General features: G+C 48.0%; 11 protein-coding genes. 3 read left to right on the forward strand and 8 right to left on the reverse strand.

Annotated elements, in window-relative coordinates; genetic code table 11:
* Window positions 1-21 precede the first annotated feature (21 nt).
* The 8 genes from Micr_RS04350 to Micr_RS04385 all read right to left on the reverse strand — a co-directional run bounded on the left by Micr_RS04350 (window position 22) and on the right by Micr_RS04385 (window position 9,291).
* Window positions 22-1,638: a hypothetical protein gene (locus Micr_RS04350; RefSeq protein ID WP_203134455.1), complete on the reverse strand. Its 1,617-nt coding sequence runs from the start codon at window positions 1,636-1,638 to the stop codon at window positions 22-24.
* Between the two features lie 9 nt (window positions 1,639-1,647).
* Window positions 1,648-2,757: a hypothetical protein gene (locus Micr_RS04355; protein WP_203134456.1), complete on the reverse strand. Its 1,110-nt coding sequence runs from the start codon at window positions 2,755-2,757 to the stop codon at window positions 1,648-1,650.
* 2 nt (window positions 2,758-2,759) lie between these two features.
* The gene (locus Micr_RS04360; RefSeq protein WP_203134457.1) at window positions 2,760-3,887 is read right to left on the reverse strand and encodes a hypothetical protein; all 1,128 of its coding nucleotides are present in this window, start codon (window positions 3,885-3,887) and stop codon (window positions 2,760-2,762) included.
* Window positions 3,884-5,389 carry a hypothetical protein gene (locus Micr_RS04365; RefSeq protein WP_203134458.1) on the reverse strand — a complete coding sequence of 502 codons (1,506 nt, stop codon included), beginning with the start codon at window positions 5,387-5,389 and terminating at the stop codon, window positions 3,884-3,886. The genes Micr_RS04360 and Micr_RS04365 overlap by 4 nt, the downstream gene beginning before the upstream one ends.
* Window positions 5,386-6,579: a hypothetical protein gene (locus tag Micr_RS04370; RefSeq protein ID WP_203134459.1), complete on the reverse strand. Its 1,194-nt coding sequence runs from the start codon at window positions 6,577-6,579 to the stop codon at window positions 5,386-5,388. Before Micr_RS04370 ends, Micr_RS04365 begins: the two co-directional genes overlap by 4 nt.
* A 5-nt stretch (window positions 6,580-6,584) precedes the next feature.
* Complete coding sequence (locus Micr_RS04375) at window positions 6,585-7,889, reverse strand: hypothetical protein (protein ID WP_203134460.1); 1,305 nt, start codon at window positions 7,887-7,889, stop codon at window positions 6,585-6,587.
* Window positions 7,890-7,993: 104 nt separating this feature from the next.
* A complete protein-coding gene (locus Micr_RS04380; protein ID WP_203134461.1) occupies window positions 7,994-8,728 on the reverse strand; it encodes a hypothetical protein in 735 nt (244 codons plus the stop codon).
* Window positions 8,729-8,904: 176 nt separating this feature from the next.
* A complete protein-coding gene (locus Micr_RS04385; protein WP_203134462.1) occupies window positions 8,905-9,291 on the reverse strand; it encodes a hypothetical protein in 387 nt (128 codons plus the stop codon).
* A gap of 286 nt (window positions 9,292-9,577) precedes the next feature.
* Here Micr_RS04385 and Micr_RS04390 point away from each other — a divergent pair, with 286 nt between their 5' ends.
* From Micr_RS04390 to Micr_RS04400, 3 genes are read left to right on the forward strand one after another with little or no spacing between them, the layout of a single operon-like run.
* A complete protein-coding gene (locus tag Micr_RS04390) occupies window positions 9,578-11,284 on the forward strand; it encodes a carbamoyltransferase C-terminal domain-containing protein (RefSeq protein ID WP_203134463.1) in 1,707 nt (568 codons plus the stop codon).
* Window positions 11,284-12,585, forward strand: coding sequence for a glycosyltransferase family 39 protein (locus Micr_RS04395; RefSeq protein WP_203134464.1), 1,302 nt, complete (start codon window positions 11,284-11,286; stop codon window positions 12,583-12,585). The genes Micr_RS04390 and Micr_RS04395 overlap by 1 nt, the downstream gene beginning before the upstream one ends.
* Window positions 12,575-13,039: a hypothetical protein gene (locus tag Micr_RS04400; RefSeq protein WP_203134465.1), complete on the forward strand. Its 465-nt coding sequence runs from the start codon at window positions 12,575-12,577 to the stop codon at window positions 13,037-13,039. Before Micr_RS04395 ends, Micr_RS04400 begins: the two co-directional genes overlap by 11 nt.

Consider the following 13,039-nt stretch of genomic DNA (forward strand, 5'->3'; position numbering starts at 1 on the left):
CACAGTACATATTTTCATTGCTTATATAAACTTGGCGCGCGCCCTTCCGCTCATGCGTGCGGCTCCGCCTATGAAATTCGCAAGTTGCACGACGAAGGCGTACGTGACCGCGCTTATCAGTGCAGGATAGAACAGTATCAGCAGCCAGAAGCTGTTCAGTGAGCTGCTTATGCCTGAAAGGGTAATGACGAGCGGGCTTGAAGGCGTCACAGCGTTATTGACTGCGCCTTTGCCTACGCTGTACCTGTTGAGCAAAGCCGCAACGTTGTTCATCTGTGTAGCGAGATGCGGAGCAGTGAAATAGAAGGCAACCGCAAATAGGAGGGGCATTACAAAATAGAATCCGGCGGCAAGGGCTATAAGTATGCCTCCGAGCGACCTCGTTGGAAGCAGAACCCTTAATATGACTCCCGGTATCAGGAAAACGGGTATGGCTGCAATTGCGAAAAATACTATTAGATAGTATTCGGCGTACAGCGCCAGTATCCCGTCGTATATGAAGCCGGAAACTACCGCTGTGGGCTCTATGAAATATATGTCAAGCGGAAGCAGCGAATATTTTACCACAGTGCCTGTCAGGTTGAGCTGCGGCACAGCAGGCACGCTTAAGTCTACGGACAAGGTGCTTAGGTACATGTCGTAGTCGTAGGCGTGGAACAGGCCGGTGTATACGTTCTCTGCCGAATTTATTGTAGTAGTTATAAGATGCAGAGAAGTAGCGTAGGGATTTATCGCACCGACGAAAACCCCGGGAATAAGGCCGAATATCACGGCGCTAAGATAAACGAAAAATGCTACGATTATGGCACTTGCCACTGCTTCGTATAGTTCGCCTATGCCGAAGTTGCGTATCTTGTTGTTTTTGATTCCGGCTCCGACCATGAATATGCCCCCTGCTATGAGGAAGGCTATCATAACGACTATGAATGCTATCGGTATGTCTTTCTGCCAGGATAGGTACAGCGATTGGTTTATCGGGCAGTACCATGGCTCGTTCGAGCCCAGGCTCTTTGCCAGGCTTGGTGGAAGGAAGCCGCACTCTATCTTGGGCGGCGTTGAAGAGGGAGAGCAAGCGATGTATCCCGAGGGACAACCGTTGGTTGGGCCGCTGCTCTGATACTGGCAATTGGACGGGCAAGAACTTCCAACAGTTGACGGAAGGCATTCATTGCACGAATAAAAAGCAGTCGTTGTTGTGGATGTGGTTGTTGTAGACGTAGAAGTTGTCGAGGTGGAAGTTGTGGAAGTAGATGTTGTTGTTGACGTTGTTGTTATTGACGACGAGGTAGTTTTTACAGTAGTTGTAGAAGTTGAGGTAGTAGTTGTTACACATACTAAGGCCCTGCTTGTTGTTCCAGGACAGTCGAAATGCTCGACCTTGCAGTCGCCTATTGGACAGCTGACCTCTGTCCCGCATTCGTCGCAATTGCTGTATTGCGTCATTATCGGTATGCTTAATGTGCTTAAAGTGGAATCGGAAGTGCCTGCATATGCGTATCCGGATGTTGAGTTGATTGCACCGACTGGCTGCTGGTGCTGGACGTTATGAGGCGCATAGAAGTACGATGCATAGGCCAAGGCAACGGCTATAATTACCGCGTATAGGACGAATGCCATTAATCTCTTTTCGTTTTGCAAAACTTGCACCTATATGAAATTTGAAAGCAAAGCCATAAAGCTTACCTTTTCGCCTATCGCCTTCGAAAAATCAACTATGAAAGCGTCCAGTATTATGAAGTTTATGAATGGTATGAATGTCAGTCCAGCTATGACGTACCCGAGCCCAAGTATAAGCCCGCTTGGAAGCAGAGGCAGAGTACTGCCATAAGCGAACGTTATGAAGTCCACTATCGCAGATGGAAGAAGCGCGAAGGCCCCGGTGGCGGATATCATGTTCGCGTCTATGAACCCGTATGTTATGCTTATCAGAAGAGGGTATATTACGCCGAGGCCCAGGCCGAACGCTATCATCGCGCCTCCGAATGTCCTCGTTATGCCGAAGAGCCTTGCAAACACTCCGAGCGTTATGAAAAATATCAGGAACAGTATAGATCCGGATATCAATATTAGCTGCAGGTTGTTTAGCACTAAGAAGAATATCAGGGCAGACATTCCGGAGCCCAGCATGCCTTCAAGCCCGTCGGGCATGACGCTCGTAAGCGAGGAGGATATCCCAAATCCTTCGATAGGCTCAAAGCCGAATTCGATTCCCGGAGATGAGCCTGAGGCTAAGCCTATTACGGAAACAAGGTCAAAATACCCAAGCGCATTGTTGGAAAATGTGCCTATGTCGCATGCCGACAGGTTGAACAGTGTGTTTATGCTTGGAGTGCTGCACTCTTTTGGGAGCAAGCCCACGGAATTGTAGTAGGTTGAGGGATTTATCAAGAACAGGTAGAAAAGCCCCAGGAATATAAGCAGCAGCACTATGGAAAGCAGAGCTTCGTATATCTGTATCTTCGCCCAGTTTTTGGCGTTTGAGCTGTTGATTACGCTCGCGATTATGTAAATAAATGCCGAGATTGTTATTACTATCAGGACCACTATTATTGCGAGGCCCATGCTGACTACAGGAGGAGTTATGCTGGTGAGCATTATTGGGAATGCTTTTATCTGGGCCAAGATGCCTGGATGCGACAATATATATGTCTGCAGGCCGTTCTGAACAAAAGCACCTGAACCGGTTCCTGAAGCACCGGCAAGCGGGGCGAGCGCTGCCAAGAGAAGCACAATGACCGCAAGCATAGATATTTTCATTGTCACACCAGACCCTTGAGTGCATTCCCGCTTGAAAGGCTCGGCGCGCCAAGATAATCGCCCATAGTCTCGGCGAAGTCAAGCGAAAGCATTATCGATATCACCACTCCGATTATTACGTATATGCTGGGTGCCACGACACCCTCTATGAAACTTATGAGCATGTCACCGCTTATAAAGTTGGCAAGGTAAGACAGGCTTGATACCGGGTTCCCGGAGAACGACGACAGGCTGAATATCGAGGTGTCGAACGTAGTAACCGGCACGTTAGAGAAGGATACGCTTGTGACGAAGCCGAGTAGAAGCGGAAGCAGTATGTAAAAGCCTATGAAAAGCCCTATGAAAGCCCCGCCTGCCGCACGTGTCCATGGTATTGTTCTTAGTACAATCCCAACATAGAGGAATATTGGAAACAGGCCGTATATTATGGCAAGAAAAACCGATAGGCCGAAAAACAACGCTATTATTATGCCTGTGAATTCCATCATCATTTTTATTATCTGGTTGACGACAGTAAGTCCCACATAAGGAAGGAATGAGAACCCGAAATAGTTTGGCGCTACGTTTATGGTCGTATGCGAAACGATGCTGTAATAGTCCTGTATTATGGTAAGAGACCTGAAATCCGAAGTCGTATTAAGCGCGGTAAGCGTCATAGTATAGCAGTCATGGCTGAAAATCCCGTAGAAATTGTAGTTGGAGAATATCCTTCCCGGAGAAGTGCCTCCGGTTATGGCAGCCATTGAGCCAAGCAGGACCAGCAGTATTATGAGCGATATGGCTATTTCGCCCATCTCCGTTTTTGAAAAATTGACAAGCAGGTTTATCCCGAGGGCGTACCCTATCGCCCACGCCATTCCGACTATGGCGAAGATAAGCGCTATTATGGATATTGATATCGTGAAAACTCCGCTGGAAAGCGCGTTCCCAGAAGTTATTTCTGTAGATGATGGTATTATCCCATTAGACGTCACAACCCCGTTGGCATTCGTAGTCCCGACGCAGAACGAAGAAGCTTCGCCTGAATAGCCGGCATGGGCCGAGGCAGGGAGCACAACCAGAAGTAGCAATAGCAATGCCAGCACAGGCATGCCCCTTGCAGTCATTCCAAATCTTCCAGATGCCATCATACCAACCTCGACAAGCCCGCAAGGGATGTGTCACCGCCCAGCAGGCCGGACACCCCGATTATTGCGGTCAAAACTATTATTATGTTTATTATTGGAAGGAAGTATGCACTTATCCCGAATACGCCGTAAGATCTTGCCACCAGGTAGTTTGTATTCAGCGCCTGGGATCTGTTGCAGGCATACGTTATCCCGAGTGTGCCGGTTGGCGGAGTCGGGTTATGGTTTGCAAACGCTATTATGGAACTGAATATAACTCCGCCGTTGGCATACGGTATCAAGAGATCCTGCGTATCTGCCTGTTCCGTCTCAAAAAGGTTCCCGTTGTGCGGCCAGCAGCCGCCATATATTGCTATTGCGCTTATGTTAGGCATTATGTAGAAATTCGTCACATACGGCTCCCCGGTGCTGTTTGGAATGAAGTACGTGCTGTTCGTGAATATATTTCCGAACCCGTAATAGCTGCCTATGTCGTTTGCAGAATATGAACCTGGAGTTATGGCGCCTGAAGAGCCAGATGGAGGCACATATCCCAGGGATGGGCCAAGCCCGTGAGCCAGCGAAAGGTATTCTATTGAAAATATCAGAGGGAAGAATATCACGCCTGCCACAGCTATAGCAAGCAGGAGCCCGCCTATTTTTCTTGTGAACGGAGTCGCCCTTAGTATTATCCCAACGAACAGGAAGTAAGGCCATGCGTATAGGAATATTGACAGAAGCGTCAGCTGGGCTATGAAGGATTCCAGAGCTGCGGTCAGAAGGTCTCCAAGCGCTGCCAATGATTTATATATCAACGAGTATCCTGCGAACGGAGTAATTGAATAGTGTATCAGCAGCTCCGGTGGATCCGGGAGCGGAAGCACGCATTCCGGTATTATTGGAATAGGGGGATCTCCCGGCGATATGCATATGTTTAGCGAGGGCGATAGCTTTTCCAGGAAGCCGACATAGGAATCGAATATGAAGAACGAATTCAGGTTTGTCGCCGTCTGGTTTGTAACGTTGGCTATTATGACACCCGTAGCCGCAAGCGGATAGTCAACCTTCTCGGTAAACGTCTGCTTGTTGTTTTGCTTTACCAGGGCGCACAGGCCTGGGAAGCCGCTGGCACTCGAAGAATAAAGCAGCGAGGAACCAGTAGGGGACAGCGATGAATTCAGAAGCGTAAGCATTGACGTGGAGTTTATGCCCTTGCACATGTTGAATATTGCCGATGGAGACATCAGCGATGTGGATGAAGTGGCTGAATAGAAGGTGTTTGCGAAGATTACCAATATTCCGGCGAGCACTGCCACCAGCAGCGCGGTGCCGAAAACCTGGTAGAATTCGCCCATTGCAGTGGATTTTATCTTGTTGTTGTTAAGAACAGCTCCTGCGAAATACCACAGCGCAACTATGGCAGCGTCTATGAATATCGCTATTGCTATTATTGGAAACATCTCCGTTGATATGGAGCTGTAGCTGGTGATTTGAAGCAGCGGAAACAGAAGCGACAAATCCATCATAAGCTCTCCCAGAACGATGCAGGCCCTTCTATGCCGACGTTGAGCCCTCTTGCAAGCCCCATCGCAAAGCCGATGGTGACTGCAAGGTTAAGTCCGAAAAGGAACACTGCAACGAATATGAACTGCGACATCTGCTGCGTTATGTATGCCGCAGCAGGCTCTGGATCTATTGTAAGCGAAGAATAGAACGAAGATGAAAGTACGTTATTGACCGCCGGTGTGGATATGCCGAGCGCACCGGTTATGCCGCCCAAAGCGTTGCTGCTGCTGCTTGTCACGCTTGTGCTGAGGAAGGACGAAGATGGAAGACTGGGCAGGGTATATGCGGTGCTCAGGCAGTTGGTGCAGCCATATGCCGGATTCAGCGCCGGGCTGTATATCCAGTAGACGATATAGCTGTCAAAGGCTATCATCAGCGGGTATATTATATACGCTGCGATTGCTATGGCAAGTATTGCGTTTGATGCGGATTTTAGACCGTTGCCGCCATAGGGTATCAGCCTTATCAGTATGGCAACCGGCAGTATTACGGTAAACGCAGTATATTCCAGAAGGGGCAGCGCCAGGTATTGCAGATAAAGCATGCCTATGGTTATCACCAATATTGGCGACAGGGCATCGAAATAGACGTCTGAAAGCGCACCGTAGAGGGAGCCGAGGTCATGCTCGTAGGTGATGCCGAACGACAGTGCAGAGTCCCCGCCGGTACTGAAACCCAAATCCTGGGAAAGCGCAGTTATGACCCTAGCTTCTATGGCATAGCCTATGGATGTTGAGTATATGTATCCCAGCAGGTTTATTCCGTGGTTGAGAGCCAGCGTTCCTATGTAGTAATCGGCATACTGGAACGGGCTGAGCCCATTGGCATTGGAAACTCCGGCGCTGGCAAGCACTTGTGAGCCGAGGCTACTCGATAGGTTGCATGCGGCCGTGGTCATGGAAAGCAGTATGAGTATTATGAATACGCCGATGAATATCTGCGTAATCTCCGACTTTGTCACCTCCCTGAGCCTGCTGCTTACCGATGGCGGCGTAAGCCTGCTGACCATGTACAGTATGGCCACTATCAGGAAACCGAGTGCTACAACCAGATATGTGAGTGGCAGCCAGCCGCTTATATACGGAGAGGCAGGGCCCCCGAAGAGCTGGCAGTAGTTTATTGCCGTTGTTGTAGCAGCTAAAATGAACATTATACTCACGCTATCTTGAATTTGCCTACGCCCAGGCTTAGCTTTCCGCCGAGCATCTGGGCAAGGGCTCCCGCAATCACTATCGTTATGACTATGTCAAATATGAAAAGTATCAATTGCAGCAACACTCCGTACGTATAGAAGTTTATGAAGTTTATTGAAGGATATATTGAACCGCCGTCATTATTAAACAATGTTGCCAGGGCCGAATCCTGCCCGTTGTTGAATACAGCAGTGTAGATAGAGCTATATGTTTGCCCACTTGTTATTTGCTCACTTATCAGGTAACCGGAAGAGAGGCTGAAAGCCAAACTTGCCGGGCCGCAGGCTATGTCCTCAAAAAAGTTGAAAGTTATGTAATTGCATGATTGCGCCGGTGCATAGCTGGCGCTCTGGCTGAATATAAGAGGCAATATGAAGTTCTGTATGGGAAGGTTGAACATTATTAATAGGGCAGGGAAGATGAGCGCTATTGCTATGCCTATGGCTATGAATGAGCCGCCCAAGCCCCTGAGGAATGGAAATGCCCTGAACACTATGCCTATGGGTATGAACAGTGTCAATCCGGCAATCACTATTGAATAAAGATCCACGCTAAGGACGCTGAAGACTATGTATACTGGAACCAGCACTATGGTTATTATGTCCTTTATGAACGAGAACCCTGGAAGCGCGGTGTCAGACTCTATTACGGAACTTGCAAGCAGAGCCGCATTGGATGAACCAAACTGGATTGCACCGACAAAAGGCAGAGGTATGGGTATCCATTCAGTTATTGACGCTTTTTTTAGGTCTCCGGTCCCTGTTGCTAATCCTTCCAGGCCGTAGTAGGATTCATTTACCATCAGCATATCCGGATTCACGTAGCTGGCCAAGACTGATGAGTAAAGCGCGTTTAGATTTTCTCCAACCGCACTGGTTATTCCGGATTGCGACCCTGGTATGTAGGAAACAGGTATGCTGCTTCCCGTAAGGCCCAGGGCCAAGCCCCCAAGTATTATCAGGACTGCAAAAATCAGCACTATCAATATTATCGTTTTTGTTGTTTCCCATAGCTCGCCTTTGTACCAGTTCTTAAGCGATGGAAGGTTGAAAACATTGCCAAACATGAACGCCACGGCAACCATGGCGAATGAGACAAGAAGGCCGATTACGGCAAGAGGTATTGCGCTTTCTATGCAGACACCAGCTTGCGTTATTGGCACGCTCTGACCCGTAAGCGCGCACGTTATGTCTGTGCTAGATGCGTTGGAATAGCCAATCAATGAGACAACGGCTATTGCTAACAGCAAAAGTGCAGCGCTTCGCATAATATTATTTTCAAGGATAAGTATTTAGTTGTGTGACAGTCGTGCACATGTGCCGTTGTCCTTGGTGCCAATAGCTTGAAAAGGGGCAATTATGCATGGGCTTTTTAGGTATGGCTAAGTATCTTGAATCTCCTTATGTAGGATTCGCTTTGCAGCACTATCAGGAATGGAAGCACTATGAAGGAATCTATGACAAGCGATGCGTACATAGAGACGTACGAGCCTGAGCCTATTATGGGTATTAAGTCAACAACGCTAAGAAGCACGAAAGATGCAAGTACCCACAGCAGGAAATACTTGAAGTGGTTTTTCATGAAGCCGAGGCTGTGCCCAATGGCCCTCATTGTCCTGGTGTCGTCTATCACTATGGACGTAGGGGCATAGAACAGGAATGGTATGAGAACGATCGCAGTGATGAGCGTGGCTATGCCAGAATACCCGGTATAATACGTAAGGAAGCTTACTAGCACCAGAAGCGCGGTAAAGAGAAGAAGCACCACGAAAACATTGGCAGTGTATTTCTCCAATCCGTCTATTACCTCTTTCCTGATCCTGGTCGCAGTATGGCTGTGCTTTACTATGACATTTATTGCGACTATGGCAAAGCTAAGGAATAGAAGCGAAAACATCGTAGAGGCCACTATTATTATCGCGTCTATGAAATTCAGGTTCAGGTATATGCTTCCGGTCCGAATGAATATTGAGCCGAGGTCGTTGTACGTAGGAAATGGAGCGAACACCGGTATCAGAAGGGCGATTACGAACGCTATCGAGAAAAGCAGTATCAGCTTCAAATTTTTTTTGTAGGTGCTGAATGAGACCTCAATTATGTTAGCCATCGGTTTACCACGTTTATGATTGCAAATGACCGCAAGTTCAGATTATTAGAAGTTTAACACAATAAATAGATTTCGGTATGCGCAGGAATTGCGCATGCTAAGCGTCCCTGGAAAACGAAATCAAAAAAGAGGTAAAAAAGAAAGAAATAGAAAGCATGCCGAAGCCGCTTTTGGCTTCAGCAATAAGAGGATATGGTCGAGGATGACGTGCTCGTTAGCAGCCCCAGTATGTATGGTGCAAGCTCGGCTATTATCACGCCTATAACCCCGCCTATTATCATGCTCATTCCATATCCCTGTATTGAACCCTTGCTCTGTGCGGGCATTATGTGCGCAGCCGCATATAGGGCTCCGCCCAGTATCATAAGGGTCAATCCGAGTATGAATATGCCTGTGTTTACGGCCACATATATGGGGCATATTACGCTGCTTATAGTTACTTGTATGCTAGATTGTGCCGAAGCAGTAGCTAGAGTAAGAAATGGGAGCAGCATAAGTACAAGTTTGAACACGCGGGACTGTACTATCTTCATTAAACTTAATGTTTTTGTTTCTATAGGCATTTTGGCACCCGATCAGATATATTGACTTACTTTTATATGATTGAATAATTTAAATAGTTTTCTATCATCTGATAATTGCTGCATTACCCAGTAGGGTTTATTTTGCATTGAGTGTGCCAACTAGAATCCGGATTGGCGTTATTATCGGTTTATGCTGCATATGCTAGCGCATAAGATGCTAACACATAAAGAATTAACATTTTAAATAGATACAAAAACCATGGTGCCTGGTTTTATTGGCGCAATATGATTAACATGCACATTTTGCTCTTGATGCTGTGATTACATGTATGTTTTAGGCTTGTGGGATGGGCACGATGCAGGTGCTGCGCTGCTTGAGGATGGCAACATAGTCTATGCTGCGAACGAGGAGCGCTTCACCAAAAGAAAGCTGGAGATGAAGTTTCCATACAATTCAATAAGGGCAGCATTGGACTATGCCCAGATAAAGCCCACGGATATAGAGAATATAACTTATACTACAACCGAATTCACAAAAACGCTTGAGCGCATATACCCCGGAATGAAAGAGAGATACTACTTGTTCAGGCGCAGGAAGATCCCCAAACCGAGATTTGAGGGATTCATGCACAACTTAAAGTACAGCATGACAGGAGTCGGAATACTTCCCCTGTGCAATACCGTTAGCTCTTCAATAATATCCAGGCAGCTCAGGCACATGGGGTTCAAGAACTTCAAATTGAGGGTAGTGGAGCACCATACCGCGCATGCAGCCACAGCGGCGTTTACCTCCGGTTTCAAAAAATCCCTGGTAATAACGCTTGACGGGCTTGGCGACGGGCTTTCAGGCTCTGTAAGCACATTCGACAACGGCAAGCTCGAAAGGCACATATCGATACCTGCAAGGGACTCGCTCGGCATATTCTTCGAGCAGATAACGAACATAATAGGCATGAGGGAGCTTGAGGACGAGGGAAAGGTTATGGCAATGGCCGATTACTCATATCCGTTCGACTTCGACAGCAACAAGCTCAAGGACATGTTCAGGGTCGAGGGCACGATAATAAGCGCAAAGTACAATGCCAGAAAGCAGTTCGCCAAGCTGCAGAGCATAGGCTGGCAGATGCCAAGGGAGCAGTTCTCGTACATGGCCCAGCAGCTGCTTGAAAACATAGTTGTAAAGTTCGTTAGCAACGTTGTGGACAGATTCAGCATAGGCGACGTGGTGCTGGCCGGAGGGCTTTTCTCGAACATAAAGGCGAACATGAAGATAAGGAAGCTGGAGAATGTCAAGCACTGGTACGTTTTCCCGCACATGGGCGACGGAGGCATAGCGCTTGGCAGCGCGCTTTACACGGATTATGAGCTTAACGGCAGTACAAGCCATGATTTTTCCGCCTATTTGGGCAATGATTACGATGCTGAAACCACTATGCAGGCGCTCAAGAAGGACAGATCCCTTGAAACCGCAAAAGAGAGCCATGCGGAGCAGGCAAGGCACGCGGCCGAGCTGATAAGCAACGGCAACTACGTGTTCTGGTTCCAGGGCAGAATGGAATATGGACCAAGGGCCCTCGGAGACAGGAGCATACTGGCACCTCCGGATTCCGAAAGCGTTAAGGAAAAGCTCAACCTTTACGTGAAGAGGAGGGAATGGTTCCAGCCATTCGCCCCTTCAATGCTCGAAGAGGATCTGGCGCGCGTAGTCGATTATGACAACAAGGGATATGACAGGTACATGACCATGGCTTACAGCGTAAAGGATTCGGCCAGGGATGCAACAAAGTCTGTAGTCAATGTTGATTATTCGGCAAGGCCACAAGCCGTCGGGCAGGAGAATCCGAATTACAGGGAATTGCTCGACAACATGAGGAAGCTCACAGGCTACGGGCTTGTCCTGAACACGAGCTTCAACCTTCACGGCATGCCAATAGTAATGACCCCAGAGGATGCGATAGCGACAATGAAGGCCACGAAGACCAAATACATGTTTATAAACGGGGTCACTGTAACGAATAAGAGGGGCGTTTGATGTTTCTTACATCCGCAGGGATGGAGCAATACCTTTTTACCATGGGCGTGCTTGTATCCTTCATCGGCATGCTCATTGGCGTATATTTTTCCCGCAGGCAGATAAGGGGCATATTCAAGGAAAGAGGCATAGATTCAAAGAAGCTTCTGCTCTCTTTTGCCATCGTTCTCGTATTCGTTTCTGCTGAGGCGCTCATAGTCAAACCGACGCAGCAGCTGTTTTTCGACGACACTATTTATCAGGACATGGCAATTAACCTGCTGCACATGGGACAGGCCTGGATGTGCACTTACGGAACCGCGAGCTCGTGCATCATAGGCAGCACATTTCACGAGCCGATAGGGACCGCCTTTCTTCTTGCGATCGGATTCGCGGGATTCGGGCTCAGCAGGACGACCGCTTATGGCACAATGTTTTTCATGGCTGCGGTTTCCGTATTCATGACGTTCGTAGTGGCTCTGCTCCTCAGCAAAAAATTCAAGGTTGCCATATTCTCTGAGTTCATAATGGCGCTTACCCCCGTTTTGCTGGTATGGGCTTATCCGACGACTTCAGACATGCCCATGCTGGCTTTTTCGCTTATTGCCATTGCGATGATGCTGGTTTTCCTAGAAAGGCGCAGCATGGCTACTTTGTTCACGGCCTTGATGGCCCTGTCGCTCCTTACATACATGAAGATAGACGGAGTCGTTTATCTCATTGCGATACCTCTGCTGTACGTCATAGTTTCCGATGGCAGCCTAAGGCAGTCCATAATGAACAATATGAAGCGCGTTAGAGAATACTGGCTTGATACAAGGTTCCTTTTGGTAATCCTTGTGTTCGTGCTTGCCATAGCTCCCGAGGTAGGGTTTGCCGCAAACGAACTCGTTTTCGGAAGTTTCGGATACCAGGGCGCATACGTGCAGCAGACTTGTATGGTAAACCAACCCAGTGTAATAGCGAGCAGACCCATAGATCTGCAGAATTTCGAGGCCAACCTGTGCTCTAATGTCGATTATTGGCTGAACTCTTACGCAAGCATAGACATAATACAGCCGCTTGCCTTCACGGCTTTTGCCATAATAGGCGTGGCGTTCATGCTGGCAGCAGGTTACAGGAGGCAGCTTCTCGCCATCGCAGTCTGGTTCGGGCTGTTCTTCGTGCTGTATACTTCATTCTATGCTGGCGGCGTACTTTACGGAGTAGACTGGAGATTCATGCTTTCGCTGGCCGCGCCAGCTGCCATACTTGGAGGATATGGCATTTACGGGATAGCCAAGACTGCTTCGATGTTTTTTGGTGGTGGATTTGAAAGATAAGATTACTGCACGAAAGGCGGCATATGCCGTAGTTATTATTGCAATGCTCGCCGTATTGTTCTACTCGTTTTTGCTGCAGGTGCACGAGCTCGCAATAAAGCCGTCAAAGATAGCCCAGGCCGGAGGCGCAAGGTTTTATGAGAATTTTGTATACAACAGCAGCAGCAAAATACCGAACAGCTGCCTCGTTTTCAGCTATGATCCAACCCTGTTCAACATCGTTGGAAAGAATTCGGTCCAGTATTATTACATATACAACCAGAGCTTCATGGGCAGGGCGAGCGCCGAATACAAATGCTTGGTGATAGATTATGGATATTGGTGCGGAACGCCTGACAACATATGCCAGCAGGCATTTTCCGAATACAAAACTTCGCCGATAGCTACTGCGACTTATCTTCCCGACAATTTCGAGTATGGGTTTTATCGCATAACAGGCTACAATTCGAGCTGA

Source organism: Candidatus Micrarchaeum sp., from assembly GCF_016806735.1.
GTDB lineage: Archaea > Micrarchaeota > Micrarchaeia > Micrarchaeales > Micrarchaeaceae > Micrarchaeum_A > Micrarchaeum_A acidiphilum_A.